Here is a 15,886-nt window from a genome sequence, read left to right on the forward strand (position 1 = left end):
AGGCCGTCTGAAAACATTTTCAGACGGCCTTTTTAATGGTACAGACCTTATTTATTCAACAGACAAATACTTTCTCTAAAATCATTTGCTGATCACGCCAAAGTACATTTCTTCACATCCCTACCCTCGTGCGCCATTACTGCTTCTATCCAATCGGCGATATTTTGCCAATAATATTGCGGCTTTTCAGACGACCTATCAGTCTGCATCACTTCATCATTCAACACAACGGGAACACCCTGCTCTGCACCGGCTTCAAGCACAATCCAAATACTGCCTTCATGGGTATCGGCTCGGGCTACTTGATGTTCATATGCCCAGCCAACCGCAGCTTGTCCGCCATTTTGCAAAGACTGCATCGCCAGAGATAATGGATGAAAGCAGGTATCTACATTGTTGTCGGCAGTAACGACCAAAGTTGCACCATGCGTGCCTAACGCTTGCGCGGCATGAAAGACTGGGGAGTTGTGCAGGTTGGCAATAAAGTCAAACGGCATCGCGGCGTGATGGTTCAGCACATTGTCTGCCATTTTTTCAAACACGGATGGCGAAGAAAACGGCGTACCAAGAAAAACGGCGCAATCAGGGCGGATTTCGCTTTGTTCCTTTAGCTGCCCTGCACCAAGCGCGGCAATCAAACTCAAGCGGCTGAGGCGGCGAGTATCTATACCGCTTTGCTGCTTTAAGATTTGTTTGAGGATTTTACCGCCGGTGCCGGCGTCAGTATCAAAACGCACGGCGGCGGTAATACGGATATTAGGATTTACGGTTGCCATTGCCATACCAAAGATGTGTTGCTGCCGCCAAAACCAAACTGATTGGCCAAACAGAAAAAGCCGCCTTTTTGTGAAGCCGCGCACTCGGAAAAACGAATTTTCCACCCCTGATAATCGTTGCTTCCGCCTTGTTTTAGAGCGGATAAAAGCAAGGCTGTTTCAAGGGCTGCCGTTGCGCCAAGCGTGTGTCCGATTTGCGGTTTGAACGCCATCAAGGGCGGCAGTGTACCGAATATATTTTCCAGTGCGGCCAATTCGGCGGCATCGCTGTCAGCCGTGCCGATGCCGTGTGTTTTAACGGCCGCAATGCTTTCAGGAACGATGCCTGCAATATCTAACGCACGTCGCATCACTTGCTCTTGCGCTTGGCCATCGCTTTGAATCAGGTCATTGCCTGTATTGGCAGCGTGTCCTATAAGTTTCAGACGGCCTGAAGATTCAGGAGCAGCGGAAGATAAGGCAAGCGCGGCAACACCTTCGCCTAAAATCAAACCGTTTCCGCCAAAAGGCTGATACTGTTCGGTCAGCAAACCCAAGCTGTGAAAATGCAGCAAAGTCAGTCGGTTGAGGTTTTCAATCCCAAGCACAAAGGCACGCTCCGCCTCGCCGCGCAAGCAGTTATCCGCCTGAATGAGCGCATGGGCGGATGAAGTGCAGGCAGTAGCGAAACTGAAAATCTGCCGATTGCCGCTGCGCCGGCGCAAATCTTCGGCGAGATAAAGCAGATTGTGTTCTTCTTCCGCCCTATTGCCCACAAAATGGCGGTTTTCATATTCGGAGATGGAATAGGAACTAGACCCGATAAACACCGGCGCATCATGCCAACTTTCAGATGGCCAGCCTGCATTTTCGGCAGCTAGGCGCAAATGTTGTTCGGCGATATCCGCCAATTCCTTCCGCCCCAAACTGTCGCTAGCAAATGCACGAAAATAAGCAGCCTGCTGCGGCTGGTTTAAAAACGTATAAGACACCGCATCAGGCCGTCTGAAGTCCGTTTGCGGATTCAAGGCAGAAGTGGCCGCCGTACCGAAAACCCAACTCACGCACCATGCTCCGCACGGATAAACGCCGCCAAATCGCGTACGCACATCATATGTTTGCGCACCATACGGTCGCCCTGCAGGCGCACTTGGAAATACTGTTGCAAAGCAACGCTGATTTGCAGCGCATCAAGCGAATCCAAACCGACCGGACTGTCATCGCCAAACAAAAGCGCATCGTCGGTGAAATCATCCATATCCACATCGTCGGCCTTATCGGCCTCTTGCACGATTAACTTTTTCAATTCCGCTTCCAGCTCGTGCTCGGCCAGTGTAAAGGTGTAAGACATTTTTTAAACTCCCATTTTTATCTCATGAAGCAACAGCTCGTTTTAGCGAAACTCGCTACGCTCGTTTTCAGACGGCCTGAACTTTATGCAAAATCGCCCCAAAGCGTCTGCATGGCGGCAATGGCCGCAAGTGAGGCGGTTTCGGTACGCAACACCCGTTTGCCGAGCGTAACGGATTGAAAACCGGCATCAAATGCCTGCTGCTCTTCCTTCTCCGTCCAGCCGCCTTCAGGGCCGACCATAAACACGACTTTGCCGGATTGCGGCTGAACATCGCTCAGTTTTTGTGCGCGGTTCAAACTCATTAACAGTTTGGTCGTTTCCTGCGGCAACTGTTGCAGAGCCTGTGCATAAGTCGTCAGCGGCAAAACCTTCGGCACAATATTGCGGCCGCTTTGTTCACACGCCGAAACAACAATTTCCTGCCAACGCGCTACCCGCTTTTCAGCACGTTCGCCGCTCAAGCGGACGACACAGCGTTCGCTGATGACCGGGCGAATTTCTGCCACGCCCAATTCCACGCTTTTCTGCAAAGTGAAATCCATGCGCTCGGCGGCGGATACCGCCTGTACCAATGTAATGTTCAGCGGCGATTCGTTGTCCGTTGCCTCTTCACGCAAAATCCGCACGCTGGCTCGGCGTTTTTCCAAAACTTCTGGCAAAGCCGGATATGCCTTGCCATTGCCGTTGAACAACACGATTTCTTCCGTGTTTTTCACGCGCAATACATTCAGATGGCGCACCACATTATCGGGCAATTCGACCACGCTGTCGGGGCTTAAGGCAAAATCAACATAAAATCGGGGCATGGTTTCCTGCTTTATTCATGTATATAATTTAATGTATATAATTTAAATTTAAAATTTCGTGAATGAAGTTGAAACACGGCGACATACTCCTGCCTGCTTTCGATTTCATCCACTATAATTTGAAAACTTCCCGAATTTTAATCCACTGTCGCGCAAAACTGCAAAAAACAAGGATACGCCGTGCTATACCGTTTACAGAAAGTCGTCCGCCACATCGCCCAAACCGAAGTCATGCCGCGTTTTCTGAACACGCCGTCACGACGCAAGGAAGACGGATCGGTTTTGAGTGAAGCAGATTTGGCCGCACAAACCGCTTTTGCCGCCGCCCTTCCCTTATTGGAGGATTGTCCGATGTTGGGCGAGGAAATGAGCTTTCAGGAACAAACCCGTTTGTGGAACGAACATTCAGACGGCCTATGGATTGTCGACCCTATCGACGGCACAAACAACTTCGTCAACGGTTTGCCGCATTTTGCCGTATCCGTCGCGCTGGTTAAAAACGGCCATGCCGAATTGGGCGTGATTTACAATCCGGTCAGCGGCGAATGTTTCTATGCCGAACGCGGCAAAGGCGCATTTCTCAACGGCACGCCGCTGCCGCTGCGTTCGGAAAACAAAAAACTCAACGAATCCATTGCCGGCGTAGAAATCAAATACCTGCGTTCGGGCAAACTCGCCAGCCGCATGAATACCCTTGCCCCATTCGGCACAATCCGCAGTATGGGCAGCAGCACGCTCGATTGGTGCTACCTTGCCAGCGGCCGCTACGATATTTACATCCACGGCGGACAAAAGCTGTGGGACTACGCTGCCGGTGCATTAATTTTTGAAGAAGCCGGCGGCTGCCTGACCACTTTGGAAGGCGACGATTTTTGGAGCGGCGAACATGTATTTAAGCGTTCCGTCATCGCCGCATTGCAACCCGAGCTGTTTCAGCAATGGGTGAAATGGATTCGAGAAAATCAGTAAAAATACCGTTTATCTTCAAAATATCACGATTATCTTGCAACTTATTGAAATTATTTCACTTCTTAACAGCATTTAATACTAAAAACGGTAGAATATCAATCGCTGACACAACACCGCTCTTTCATCCCTTTTGGGCGGTGCAGCAAGTAAGACGTTTTCCCGCAATGTATTGGCCATTCATACTTCTCCCTTAGTATGAATGGTTTTTTTTATCTGCAAAAACAGCTTAGGCCGTCTGAACGTTCAGACGGCCTGTTTACACTACTATTTGAAAAACTGTCCGCAACACGCCTTAAACTTTTTGCCCGAACCGCACAAACAAGGCTGTTTCATCGTCGGTAACGCAACGGTCGGCTCAATAAAGTACCAACGCCCGTCTATTTTCACAAATGCCGACAATTCATGATGGCACTCAGTTTGCCCGTTCTCTTCAAAATACGCCTCAAACTCGACCAAAGCATGCAGCTTGCCAAACGGCACATGACGGATAACCTTCAATCCCGACCACTGCATCTGCCTACTCCATGCCGCCAAATCCTGCTTGTCCAACAAATTCTGCTGCGCAGGGACAGTCGTGTCCACGATATAGTCGATTTCCTGCAAAACATACGCGCTGTAACGCGAACGCATCAACTCTTCCGCCGTCGAGGCCGCCGCCTCACGCGCATGAAACGGTGCGCAACATTCCGTATAAACACGCCCCGACTGACAGGGGCAAAGTGTAGCCGTCATTCCTAATTACCCGAATAAATCCATTTCAAAATTATAACGCAAACCCGACTCAGGCCGTCTGAAAACGAGCGTAGCGCGTTTCGCTAAAACGAGTGTAGAGAGTTTCACTAAAATAAGCAAAGCGGGTTTCGCCAAAACAAACGCAACAATCTGATATAATGCGCCTTTTCGATTTTGACTATCCATGATGACCATTCCCATCCAAAGCATCAGCCGCCTGTTGCCGCAAACCCAATGCCGTGAGTGCGGCTATGAAGGCTGCCTACCCTATGCGCGCGCCCTGTCGGCAGGAGAAGCGCCGGTAAACCTGTGCGCGCCGGGTGGGGAAACCGTCATGAAAGACATTGCCGACCTATTGGGCAAGCCCTACCTCGCCCCGGCAAAAACACAAATCAAAGCCGTAGCCCTGATTGACGAGGCCGTCTGCATCGGCTGTACCGCCTGCATCCGCGCCTGTCCCGTCGATGCCATTATGGGCGCGTCCAAACTAATGCACACCGTCATCAGCGACGAATGCACCGGCTGCGGCTTGTGCGTTGCCCCCTGCCCCGTCGACTGCATCGACATGGTTCCCGTATCGCAGCCCTTCCTGCCGTCCGCACGCCGTTTCAGCACCTCTGCCGAACCGCGCTTCGCCGCCGCCGAACACGCGCAAAGCCGTTTTGAACGCCATACCGCGCGCAAACAGCGCGATGATGCCGAACGCAAAGCCCTACTGGCGCAACGTGAAGCCGCCGTCAAAGCCAAACAGGCCGCACAGGCACAAGCCCAAATAGCCGCAACAAGCGCCGCATTCAACCCCATGGATTTGATTGCCAAAGCCATGGCCAAAGCGCAATCACAACAGGACAAACTCGTCTCCTCCGACAACCGCGAAGACTTCAAAGCGCGCCAAATCGAAGAAGCCAAAGAACGCGCCGAACTGCGCCGCGCCCAACGTGATGCCAAATACGGCAACGAAGCCGAAAAAGCCGCCGCCATCGAATTTCTGCGCCGCTACAAAGCCGCGCAGGAAGCGGTCAAAGAAGCGCGCTGATTTCCAAAACAACAAACCCATTCCTATAAAACTTCAGGCCGTCTGAAAACATTGCACGAAAACCAATAACTTTATGACCATACAAGAATTTCCACACCAGCATACCGCCCATTGCGAAAGCGGTGTGATGTCCACCCTGCTCAAATACCATGGCCACAATTTAGACGAAGCCATGATTTTCGGCATTTCCCACGCGCTGACATTTGTCTGGATGCCGCTGATCAAATTAAACGGCATGCCGCTGGTTTCCTACCGTACCGCGCCGCGCAGCATTATCAAAAATACCTGCAAAGCATTGGGGCTGAAATTATCCGTGCGCAAATTTTCCGACGCACAAAGCGGACAAGCCGCGTTGGATGCCGCGCTATCCTCAGGCAAATTGGCCGGTTTGCAAACCTCCGTCTTTTGGCTGCCCTACTTCCCGCCACAAATGCGTTTCCATTTCAACGCACACAATCTCTTGGTGTACGGCAAAGACGGAAACGACTACCTGATCAGCGACCCCGTATTTGAAACCGTACAACGCTGCGCCGCCGAAGATTTGCAACGGGCGCGCTTTGCCAAAGGCGTATTGGCGGCAAAAGGCATGATGTACACCTTGGAAGACAACAGGCCGTCTGAGAAAATCATGGCAGACTTACCCGCCATTATCCGCAAGGCCATACGCAAAAACGCCAAACATATGCTCGCGCCAGTCTTTTTCATCGGCGTCAAAGGCATCCGCACGCTGGCCAAAAAAATCGAATCCCTGCCTGCCAAACAAAACGACAAATACCAAAAACTGTTTCTCGGCCATTTGGTACGGATGCAGGAAGAAATCGGCACCGGCGGCGCAGGTTTCCGCTACATCTACGCCTACTTCCTCGAACAGGCCGCCCATATCTGCAACGAACCTGCATTTCAGACGGCCTCAGAACAAATGACCGCCATCGGCGACCAATGGCGTCAATTCGCAGCAATGTGCGTGAAGCAGTGCAAAAAGCCGTCTGAAAACGGCTGCCGCAACATCGCCGAATTTCTGCGCAAAATTGCGGATAATGAAGAAGCATTGTGGCGCGGATTATTGAAATAATCAGGATTTATTCGATCCCGATTAATCTACCGTGGATTATTTTGACACTCAGGCCGTCTGAAAACTAAAAGAAAAGATAAAAATGCGTTACTTAGCCACACTCTTATTATTGTGTTCCGCCTTAACCCATGCCGCGCCGCCGGACGGCTTTGCCTTGGTTCATGATGCCGATGGACACACCAACTTACGCGAAAGCCCCGATTTGAATGCCAAAATCTTGGCAAAAATTCCCAACGGCACACCGTTGAAATGTTTGGGTGATGGCGGCGAAGGCAGCCTGAGTTTCTGTACTGCCCAGCTGCAACAACCTGCCGCAGAAGACTACGGTTTCATCCATTACAGCCGTCTGATATTTCCCGCCTCCGATAAAAGCTTCGTCCGACTGCGCGAACAATCCGGTCGCGACGATACGCTGACTTTGTCCGGTAGCGGACAAAAGGTACACATCGTTGCCCGCCGCATCCACCCAAAACTCAGCGACTTCTCGGGCATCAGCAAAGACAACTTCACGGCGCGTCTCTATCAAGGCAAACCGTTCTATGGCACAGACAACACCATTGACAAAAGCGTGTTCGCGCTTGAACGTATCACGCTAAACGGTCAAACGGTTCCCGCTGCCGAACTGCAAGGACTGTTCTCGCCCGATTTTGCCGCCACCGCACGCGATAGCCAGGTGTACGACCGCTGGGAAGCCTATTACCGCCGCAGCGACAAGACGCTTTATCTGTTCAGCAGACAAGGCTCGGGCGCCGGTAGTTTCGATGTCTGCTTTATATTTAAGGACGGCAAATTCCAGCGCCGCTATTTATGGAATGCTGCGCTATAAATATCGCTCGAAAAGGTCGTCTGAAACCATGATTCAAATCCAATCCCTCTCCCACCGTTATCCCAAAGCCGAAACTGCCGCGCTGGACAATGTGTCGTTCGATATTGCCGACGGCGAATGTCTGGGGCTGCTCGGCCACAACGGTGCGGGGAAAACGACGCTGATGTCGCTTTTGGCCGGCTTGCAGGAAGTACGGCAGGGCGAAATTTTGTTTGACGGCAAACCTTTGCGCCTGTTAAGCCGCAACGAGCGGCAGAAAATCGGTTTGGTGCCGCAGGATTTTGCGTTTTATCCGCAGCTTTCTGTGTGGGACAACCTGCTGTTTTTCGCCTCGCTTTACAAAGTGCGCGACAAAGGCCGTCTGAACGCACTGTTGGAACAGACCGACCTGACCGCCCACAAAAACAAAGCAGCGAAGCATCTTTCGGGCGGGCTTAAACGTCGTCTGAATTTTGCTATCGGCCTGATTAACACGCCGCAACTGGTGTTCCTCGACGAAATCACGGTAGGCATCGACCCGCAGTCGCGCCGCTTTATCCTCGACAGCGTAGCAGATTTGACACGGCATGGTGTAACGGTGGTTTACACCTCTCACTATCTGTCGGAAATCGAGCAGCTTTGCGACAAAATCGCGCTGCTGCAACACGGCAAGCTTGTGTACCACGGCGGTTTGGACGAGCTTCTAAGCACGCAAACCGGTGTCGTGCGTTTTACCGTCGAACCGCCGCTGCCGCCTCAAACGCTGGCCGCTTTGGGTGCAAAGCAAGTGGACAGCCGCGGCATGATGGAAACAGCGCACGATGCCGCCGCCGTTTACACCGCCCTGCAACAAAGCGGCGCGCAAATCCGCTACTTCCAGCAGGGACACGGTTCGCTGGAAACGTTTTACCTTGATTTCCTGCGCAAAGACGAGCCAGCAACAGATAAGCAAAATCCACAATGACAATTTCCTCCCTCCTCAAAGAACTCAAGCTGCTCTGCCGCGACCTGCACGGTTTGGCAGTGTTGTTTGTGATGCCCATCGCCTTCATGCTGATTATGTCGTTGGCGCTGAGCCGCGACCAAGATCCGCACACCGACAGCCGTATCGCGCTGGTTGGCATAGCAAACGATAGTATCAATACTGCGCTGGCCGCTGCGCTGGAAAAAGAGCAAATCCATGTCACACTGATGCCGTCTAAAAAACTGACCGACGCGCAAAACGGCCTGCACGACAAGCATTTCCAACTGGTGCTGCACAACCCGAACTCCGCTTCCGGAAAAATCGCCGACGACAAAGCCCTGCAAATCTATGTACCGCCCGATACCGAGCCTTCATGGCTGGCGGCTGTCAAAGGCGTTTTGCAGCAACACTACACTGAAACGCGGCTGGACGCTTATTTCGACAACAACGACGGCATCAAAATCGACAATAAAAAACTGCCTCGTTCCATCCGCAAAGACATTCAGAAAAAAGTGGATGAAAAAAACGACGAACAATTCGCCGCCGTGCGCAGCTTTTTAGATAAAAAAATGCTGGAAGAACACTATCTGAGCGCAGGCAGCGGCACGGTGGAAAAACCCAACGCCGTACAGCACAGCGTTCCTGCATGGCTGATTTTCGGTATGTTTTTCATCATGATACCGCTATCGAACGTCATGGCGCTGGAACGCCAAACCAACACCATCACCCGCCTGCGCCTCGCCCGTGCTTCCGCATTCGGCCTGATTGCGGCGAAGCTCGTCCCCTATTTCCTGATTAACCAGCTTCAGTTTGTCGGAATGCTGCTGCTCGGCCGCTACCTGCTGCCTGAAATCGGCGTGCCCGCCCTCATACTCAATGGCAGCCTTGTTCCCTACGCGTTGCTGTCCGCTGCCGTCAGTGCCGCCGCACTCGGCTACGCGCTGTTAATCAGCGTCTGCGCCAAATCTACCGAACACGCCGTCGTACTCGGCGGCGGCGGCATTATCCTGATGGCGGCAATCGGCGGCATTATGGTGCCTGCACACGTCATGCCCGAAACCATGCAGCAACTCACTTGGATTTCCCCGATGGCTTGGGGCTTGAAGGCTTTTCAAGAATTGCTGCTCAACCGCAGCGGACTGGACGGAATCGGCCGTTATCTGCTTCTACTGTCAGCGTTCTCTTTTTCCACATTGACTGCTGCCGTATTGGTTTATCGTAAGCAGTTGCAGACGCAGGTAAGGTTTTAAACGTTTGTCTGCCCTAAGTAGAAAACTTATTTCTCAAAACCATTCCTATAAAACTCCAGGCCGTCTGAAAATACTTTCAGACGGCCTGATGCTTGATATGCTATGAATTGTTTCAATAACAAAATATGTTCAACAAAATCCTAAAATCCAAACGTAAAAAAACCTGCTTTTTTCAAAGCAGGTTTTTATATTTGGTGGGTCGTGAGCGATTCGAACGCTCGACCAACGGATTAAAAGTCCGCTGCTCTACCGACTGAGCTAACGACCCGATAAGCTGTGCATTATAGAGATGGGGCACGCAGCTGTCAACACTTTTTTAAACTTTTTTATTCGACGACGATTTTCGGGAAGCGGCTGCTGAAGTCTTTGCCTTTATCGGCAATGGCCAGTGCAATTTGGAAGGCGGCTTCGGTGTAGATGTCGGCGATAGTTTGGTTGTTTTCAAACAAGGCCGAAGATGTACCGCTGTCCATGGCTTCGCGTACAGGCAGGCTCAACGGAAGCTGGCCGAGCAACGGTACATTCAAACGCTCTGCCAAGTTTTTGCCGCCTTCTGCGCCGAAGATTGCTTCGGCATGGCCGCAGTTGGTGCAAATATGGACAGACATGTTTTCCAAAACACCCAAAATCGGAATATTGACTTTGTTGAACATATCCACGGCTTTGCGTGCATCAATCAGGGCGATGTCTTGCGGCGTGGTGACGACAACGGAGCCGGTCACGGGGATTTTTTGCGACAGGGTCAATTGGATATCGCCGGTACCGGGCGGCAGGTCAATGAAGAGATAATCGACATTGTCCCACTCGCTTTGGAACATAAGCTGTTGCAAGGCTTGGCTGACCATCGGGCCACGCCAAACGATGGCTTGGTCGGTATCGACCAGGAAACCAATGGACATCACTTGAATGCCGCTTTCGGCTTCAACGGGAATGAGTTTTTTGTTTTGTTGATCGGGTTTGCGGTCTTGTACGCCGAGCATGGTGGGCTGGCTTGGGCCGTACAGGTCGGCATCGAGTACGCCGACGCGCGCGCCCATTCTGGCCATTGCGGTGGCAAGGTTGGCTGTGGTCGTTGATTTGCCGACGCCGCCTTTGCCCGATGCAACGGCGATAATGTTTTTCACGCCTTTGATGGTTGCTACGCCGGGTTGAACTTTATGCGTACCGATTTCGGTATCGATACTCAAGTGAATGTGGGTATCGCCGGTATGCGAAATGACGGCTTCTTGGAGGGCGTTAGCAATGTCTACGGCAATATGGGCAACTGGGAACGCGAATTTCAGGCCGATATGCAGGCCGTCTGAATGCTCTTCCAGAAGCGAAACGGCTTTTTCGCTGCCCAAAGTGCGTATTGTGGTGGGAATCAACACGGCATCGAGTGCGGTTCGGATGGCTGGAATATTCATAATCTGCCTCTTGAATGTGGGAAATTGTTTGATGTGCGCGATTTGCCTGCCTGACAAATCTGCTGAATTATACCCTTGAACGCCATGCAAGGGATACGCCCGAAAAACTTCAGGCTGCCTGAAACATCGGGCAGCCTGAAAAAAGGGTCAAATGAAACGCGACCTTATTCGCTCAAGAGCGCAATGTCGGCAACTGCGTTCATTTGTTCTGCCAAGCGGTTCAGCAGGTTCAAACGGTTTTGCTTCACGGCGGCATCTTCGGCCATTACCATCACGCCGTCGAAGAAGGCATCGACCTGCGGTTTGACGGAAGCCAGTTCGGACAAAGCAGTTTGGAAATTGCCTTCGGCAACGGCGGCGGCAATTTTCGGCTGCAAACCTTGCGCGGCAGCATACAGGGCTTTTTCTTCGTCTTGTTGCAACAGGCTTTCGTTAACCGCGCCCAACTCGGCATCGGCTTTTTTCAGCAGGTTTTGCACACGTTTGTTGGCTGCGGCCAGTGCGGCGGCTTCGGGCAGCTGTTTGAACGCGGCAACGGCCTGCAGTTTGGCCACTACGTCGTCCAAACGGCGCGGCTGTTTCGCCAATACGGCAGCAACGATGTCTTGCGGATAATCGTTTTGCAGCAACACGGCCAAACGCGCCTGCATGAAGTCGGCGGTTTCAGACGGCGTTTTCTCGTTGAGCAAACCTTGCGGGAAGCTGTTGAAGGCCGTCTGAATCAGTTCGTTTACGTCCAAACCGTACTGCATCAGCATACGCAAAATACCCAATGCGGAGCGGCGCAGGGCATATGGGTCTTTGTCGCCGGTCGGAATCAGGCCGATGCCCCAAATACCGACCAAGGTTTCCAGTTTGTCGGCCAGTGCAACGGCGGTTGCCACTTTGCCGTTCGGCAGGTTGTCGCCGGCAAAACGCGGTTGGTAGTGCTGCTCGATGGCTTCGGCGATTTCTTCTGTTTCGCCGTCCAAGCGAGCATAGTATTTGCCCATGGTGCCTTGCAGTTCGGGGAACTCGCCGACCATTTCGGTTACCAAGTCGGCTTTGGCCAAACGTGCGGCGCGCTCGGCTGCGGCGGCATCCTCGCCCAATGCTTTGGCGATATGGGCGGCAATGCTTTGCAGACGCTCGATGCGCTCGGCTTGCGAACCGATTTTGTTGTGGTAAACCACGCTGGACAATTTCGGCAGGCGGCTTTCCAAAGTCGCCTTTTGGTCTTGTTTGTAGAAGAACTCGGCATCAGACAAACGCGCGCGCAAGACGCGTTCGTTGCCTTGGATAATGTGCGATGGATCTTCGGTTTGCAGGTTGGACACCAGCAGGAAGCGGTTCATCAGTTTGCCGTTTTGATCGAGCAGCGGGAAGTATTTTTGGTTTTGCTGCATGGTCAGAATCAAGCATTCTTGAGGCACTGCGAGGAAGTGTTCTTCAAAACCGGCTTCCAATACCACAGGCCATTCGACCAATGCGGTCACTTCGTCCAACAATGCTTCATCGGCGGCAACGGTCGCGTTCAGACGGCCTGCCTGCTCGTTCAAGGCCGTCTGAATGGCGGCTTTGCGTTCGGCAAACGAGGCTTCCACTTTGCCTTGCTCGCGCATTTGTGCAGCGTAGCTGTCGGCATTTTCAATGGCGATTTCGCCGCTGGAAAGGAAGCGGTGACCCAATGTTTTGTTGCCGCTTTGCAGGCCCAAAACGCTGACGTTTACGATGTCGCCGCCGTGCAGCACGATCAGGCTGTGCACAGGGCGCACGAAGGTAAATGTGCTGCTGCCCCAACGCATGACTTTAGGAATCGGCAGTTTTTTCACTGCGGCATTGATGATGTCTTCCAAGAGCTCGCCCAGCGGTTTGCCGGTTTGGACGTACTCGTAGGCGTACACGTCTTGCTTGCCGTCGTTGATGATGGTCAGGTCTTCGATTTTCGCACCCGCACCGCGCGCAAAACCTTCCAAAGCCTTAGTCGGCGCACCGTCTTTCATAGCATTCGCCACGGCCGGGCCTTTTTTCACGATTTTTTGGTCGGCTTGAACGGCTTTCACGTTTTTGACTTGAACGGCCAAACGGCGCGGAGAAGCGTAGGCAGTGTATTCGGCTGCGCCGTCAATCAGTTGCGCTTTTTCCAAGCCTTCGGCAACGGAAGCGGCAAAATGGTTGCCCAAATTATTGAGGGCTTTTGGCGGGAGCTCTTCAGTGAGAAGTTCGATTAAAAGGGTTTGGGTTGTCATGTGCTTATCGTTAAATAGGAAATTGGTTTGGCGTCTGAAAACGGCATCATGCGGTTTTCAGACGCAAGGTTAATTGAATTGACGGCGATTTTATCATTTTCAGACAGCCTGTGGCTGTCTTTCACAAACAATTTGCCCGATTTCCAAGTAACTTCGTCCGCAAAGGCTTCAATTCGTAGCGCGGATATACGGCAAACCGCTGGTTTCGTCGTATTCGGGAATGTCGCTTCCGGCAAACAGCGCACCGGCCAAACGCACGGCCGCGCCGGTAACGGCCGGAGAAATCATAAAGCCGTGGCGGAACAGACCGTTGACTTCAATCAGGCGGCGTTCGCGGTTGAAGCGGATTTCGGGATTGTGGTGGTTTAAAGTCGGGCGCAGGCCGGTGGCCAGTTCCAAAAGGTTTGCCTCGCCAAATGCCGGATGCACGGCATACAGCGCGGACAAAAGTTCCAAACCGGAACGCACGCTTGCCGGTGCTTGGCTTTCGCTTTCGATTTGGGTCGCACCAATCACAAAAATATGGTTTTCCTTCGGCGCAATATACAAAGGATAGCGCGGATGCAGCAGACGCACAGGGCGGGACAGCTCGATTTCAGGGGCGTAAACGCGCGCCACTTCGCCACGAACGCCGCGCAAAACGCTTTCAGACGGCGTGTTCCACGCGCTCTTTGCACCATAACCGCGGCAGTCGATGACCCAATCGTATTGCGCCGCCAAATCTTCGACTTCACGTTCGTATGACCAATGACACGCTACATTCATTGATTCCAAAGCATCGGCCAGCGCATTCAATACCTGCCGTCCGTCCAACTGCCCTTCTGTCGGCAGATACAGGCCGTCTGAAAACCGCCCTGCCAGTTGCGGCTCGTTTGCCGCGATTTCATCTGCGTTCCAACGTATGGTTTCATATTCCGCCACGCCGCCGCGCTTCAAATGACGGGCAAACTCGGCGGAAAGCGGCTTGTCCTGCGTGTGCCAGACAATCAGGCTGCCGTTTTCCTGCATCATCACCGGCGTATTCAGACGACCGACAATAGCGCGCCAAAGCGCAATGCTTTGTTTGCCCAAACGGATGACTTCGGGCGTTGCCTCCACCGCTTCGGCAGACGGCGCTAACATGGCCGCGGCAACATAAGCGGCGGCTTGTTCGCCGTTGCGTTCGCCTTTCTCAAACAACTCGACCGAAATGCCCTGCTCTGCCAGCTGGAACGCCATCAGACGGCCCGACAGACCGCCACCGAGTACCGCAACCTTAGACATCAGTTTCTCCTTGTTTTTAATATATAAATAAGCAGCATATTTTAGAACTTGTTTTGCTGTATCACAATATCGACAGAAAATGAGAAAAGTTTTTGCATATCATGATTGCCCAGATCAAGCCGATAACTTATAAACAAACAGACGGAATCCCTCCCTCTGCAAGCAGTTACCCATCGCCTCAGACTGCCAATCAGCTTTTATAAAAATATCTTCCTTACATAAAACCTACTATAATGCCATCTTTTGACATATTTACATTCACTCAACATCATTGCACCTGCTGATTGGCTTTGATGCACCCATTTGATTTTATAAGGAATAATGATGAAAAGCTTGGGCAGTACTTTATTTATCCTCGGCGTATTGGCATTCGGTTTGAATTATATGAACGCCGTCCCCAAAGTCTTGGCCTGGATTTACGAATGGGGCGAAGATACCGCCCTATGGATTAAAGCAGGCATTACAGGTAGTGGCGCTTTACTGTGGTTGGCAGGCAATTTCCTTGAAAAACCTGCAGAGGTAGAAGCAGAACAGGAAGAAGAATAAATACCATAAAAGGCCGTCTGAAAAGTTCAGACGGCCTTTTTTATATCTTCGGCAAAACAGTATCTACTTTATGTCCGAAAGTATGCTTTATCGGATAAATTGCTTGTTTATTACTCCACGCGTCGAAGTTGACTTTTATGGATATAACCCTGAATCGAAATATGATGACCATACTCGTCTTTTTCTGTGTGAGCTCCCTGATTGCTGTACCACAACCAGTCGCCTTTTCTGAAGGCTGGGGCGATCTGTACACGTGTTCCGTTTGGGAGTGTTTTGATGATTTCGCCTTGCCTGATCGGTTCTTCGGGGTAGCTGTTGTTACGGACGTTTGCCGATTCGTCAGGGCTGGCGACAACATAATTGTGCACGATAAAGCCTTGGCTCTGATGGACGTAGCCTGTACGGTGTCCGTCTAATTGAATATGAAACCATTTACCCTGTTTACTGAGTATTTTATGTTTTTTGCTTTCATAATCCAGTACGGTCATGATTTTGCTGCGTGTATCAGGAGCGGCACGAACGTTTGCAGAGCCATCGCATTCGGTATAAGGCAAAAAGTAATCAGCGGCTTGGGCTGCGGCCGACGACAGTAAAACCGTTAAAAACAGTGCTATTTTCTTCATGGTTGGTTTTCCTTATATGTTTAGAGTGAGTTTGTTGTAGCGGTAAATTATGTTGCCGTGCAGGCTTTGACGCTGAA

The 15,886-nt window shown here is 51.8% G+C and carries 17 protein-coding genes and 1 tRNA gene; 7 read left to right on the plus strand and 11 right to left on the minus strand.

The features are described from left to right. Positions 1 to 92: 92 nt before the first annotated feature. The 4 genes from HMPREF2871_RS05265 to HMPREF2871_RS05280 all read right to left on the minus strand — a co-directional run bounded on the left by HMPREF2871_RS05265 (position 93) and on the right by HMPREF2871_RS05280 (position 2,915). Complete coding sequence (locus HMPREF2871_RS05265) at positions 93 to 782, minus strand: hypothetical protein (RefSeq protein ID WP_004518931.1); 690 nt, start codon at positions 780 to 782, stop codon at positions 93 to 95. After that, positions 764 to 1,819: a beta-ketoacyl synthase N-terminal-like domain-containing protein gene (locus HMPREF2871_RS05270; protein ID WP_004518932.1), complete on the minus strand. Its 1,056-nt coding sequence runs from the start codon at positions 1,817 to 1,819 to the stop codon at positions 764 to 766. Before HMPREF2871_RS05270 ends, HMPREF2871_RS05265 begins: the two co-directional genes overlap by 19 nt. After that, the gene (locus HMPREF2871_RS05275) at positions 1,816 to 2,106 is read right to left on the minus strand and encodes an acyl carrier protein (protein ID WP_003748215.1); all 291 of its coding nucleotides are present in this window, start codon (positions 2,104 to 2,106) and stop codon (positions 1,816 to 1,818) included. Before HMPREF2871_RS05275 ends, HMPREF2871_RS05270 begins: the two co-directional genes overlap by 4 nt. Positions 2,107 to 2,189: 83 nt before the next feature. Further along, positions 2,190 to 2,915 carry a 16S rRNA (uracil(1498)-N(3))-methyltransferase gene (locus tag HMPREF2871_RS05280; RefSeq protein ID WP_004518933.1) on the minus strand — a complete coding sequence of 242 codons (726 nt, stop codon included), beginning with the start codon at positions 2,913 to 2,915 and terminating at the stop codon, positions 2,190 to 2,192. A gap of 180 nt (positions 2,916 to 3,095) precedes the next feature. Between HMPREF2871_RS05280 and HMPREF2871_RS05285 the strand changes: the two genes are divergently transcribed. After that, positions 3,096 to 3,884 carry an inositol monophosphatase family protein gene (locus tag HMPREF2871_RS05285; RefSeq protein WP_004518934.1) on the plus strand — a complete coding sequence of 263 codons (789 nt, stop codon included), beginning with the start codon at positions 3,096 to 3,098 and terminating at the stop codon, positions 3,882 to 3,884. A 264-nt stretch (positions 3,885 to 4,148) separates the two neighbouring features. Here the strand turns inward: HMPREF2871_RS05285 and HMPREF2871_RS05290 are convergent, their stop codons facing one another. Both HMPREF2871_RS05290 and HMPREF2871_RS05295 read right to left on the minus strand, forming a co-directional pair. Continuing rightward, positions 4,149 to 4,616: a YchJ family protein gene (locus tag HMPREF2871_RS05290; protein ID WP_004518935.1), complete on the minus strand. Its 468-nt coding sequence runs from the start codon at positions 4,614 to 4,616 to the stop codon at positions 4,149 to 4,151. Between the two features lie 6 nt (positions 4,617 to 4,622). Next, positions 4,623 to 4,802, minus strand: coding sequence for a hypothetical protein (locus HMPREF2871_RS05295; protein ID WP_004518937.1), 180 nt, complete (start codon positions 4,800 to 4,802; stop codon positions 4,623 to 4,625). A 1-nt stretch (position 4,803) separates the two neighbouring features. Here HMPREF2871_RS05295 and HMPREF2871_RS05300 point away from each other — a divergent pair, with 1 nt between their 5' ends. The 5 genes from HMPREF2871_RS05300 (at position 4,804) to HMPREF2871_RS05320 (ending at position 9,743) form a co-directional block, all read left to right on the plus strand. After that, positions 4,804 to 5,652: an RnfABCDGE type electron transport complex subunit B gene (locus HMPREF2871_RS05300; protein ID WP_039861917.1), complete on the plus strand. Its 849-nt coding sequence runs from the start codon at positions 4,804 to 4,806 to the stop codon at positions 5,650 to 5,652. 73 nt (positions 5,653 to 5,725) lie between these two features. Continuing rightward, complete coding sequence (locus HMPREF2871_RS05305) at positions 5,726 to 6,724, plus strand: BtrH-related acyltransferase DarH (protein WP_049335977.1); 999 nt, start codon at positions 5,726 to 5,728, stop codon at positions 6,722 to 6,724. Positions 6,725 to 6,806: 82 nt separating this feature from the next. Continuing rightward, a complete protein-coding gene (locus tag HMPREF2871_RS05310) occupies positions 6,807 to 7,550 on the plus strand; it encodes an SH3 domain-containing protein (RefSeq protein WP_049344556.1) in 744 nt (247 codons plus the stop codon). Positions 7,551 to 7,578: 28 nt separating this feature from the next. Beyond that, positions 7,579 to 8,493, plus strand: a complete 915-nt coding sequence (locus HMPREF2871_RS05315) for an ABC transporter ATP-binding protein (RefSeq protein WP_049335983.1) — start codon at positions 7,579 to 7,581, stop codon at positions 8,491 to 8,493. Then, a complete protein-coding gene (locus tag HMPREF2871_RS05320; RefSeq protein ID WP_049335981.1) occupies positions 8,490 to 9,743 on the plus strand; it encodes an ABC transporter permease in 1,254 nt (417 codons plus the stop codon). Before HMPREF2871_RS05315 ends, HMPREF2871_RS05320 begins: the two co-directional genes overlap by 4 nt. Positions 9,744 to 9,935: 192 nt before the next feature. Here HMPREF2871_RS05320 and HMPREF2871_RS05325 read toward each other — a convergent pair. From HMPREF2871_RS05325 to HMPREF2871_RS05340, 4 genes are all read right to left on the minus strand, one after another. Further along, positions 9,936 to 10,011: transfer RNA gene (locus tag HMPREF2871_RS05325), tRNA-Lys, on the minus strand. Between the two features lie 58 nt (positions 10,012 to 10,069). After that, positions 10,070 to 11,149 carry an iron-sulfur cluster carrier protein ApbC gene (apbC, locus tag HMPREF2871_RS05330; protein WP_049345013.1) on the minus strand — a complete coding sequence of 360 codons (1,080 nt, stop codon included), beginning with the start codon at positions 11,147 to 11,149 and terminating at the stop codon, positions 10,070 to 10,072. A gap of 164 nt (positions 11,150 to 11,313) precedes the next feature. Beyond that, a complete protein-coding gene (glyS, locus tag HMPREF2871_RS05335) occupies positions 11,314 to 13,377 on the minus strand; it encodes a glycine--tRNA ligase subunit beta (protein WP_049345012.1) in 2,064 nt (687 codons plus the stop codon). Between the two features lie 168 nt (positions 13,378 to 13,545). Then, the gene (locus HMPREF2871_RS05340) at positions 13,546 to 14,640 is read right to left on the minus strand and encodes an FAD-dependent oxidoreductase (RefSeq protein ID WP_049345011.1); all 1,095 of its coding nucleotides are present in this window, start codon (positions 14,638 to 14,640) and stop codon (positions 13,546 to 13,548) included. Between the two features lie 324 nt (positions 14,641 to 14,964). On the opposite strand from HMPREF2871_RS05340, the gene HMPREF2871_RS05345 reads away from it, so the two are divergent. Then, the gene (locus tag HMPREF2871_RS05345; RefSeq protein ID WP_049336663.1) at positions 14,965 to 15,186 is read left to right on the plus strand and encodes a hypothetical protein; all 222 of its coding nucleotides are present in this window, start codon (positions 14,965 to 14,967) and stop codon (positions 15,184 to 15,186) included. A 110-nt stretch (positions 15,187 to 15,296) separates the two neighbouring features. On the opposite strand, the gene HMPREF2871_RS05350 is transcribed toward HMPREF2871_RS05345, so the two are convergent. Continuing rightward, positions 15,297 to 15,809, minus strand: a complete 513-nt coding sequence (locus HMPREF2871_RS05350; protein WP_049336662.1) for an SH3 domain-containing protein — start codon at positions 15,807 to 15,809, stop codon at positions 15,297 to 15,299. Between the last annotated feature and the right edge of the window lie 77 nt (positions 15,810 to 15,886).

Source organism: Neisseria sp. HMSC067G12 (assembly GCF_001812725.1).
Lineage (GTDB): Bacteria > Pseudomonadota > Gammaproteobacteria > Burkholderiales > Neisseriaceae > Neisseria > Neisseria perflava.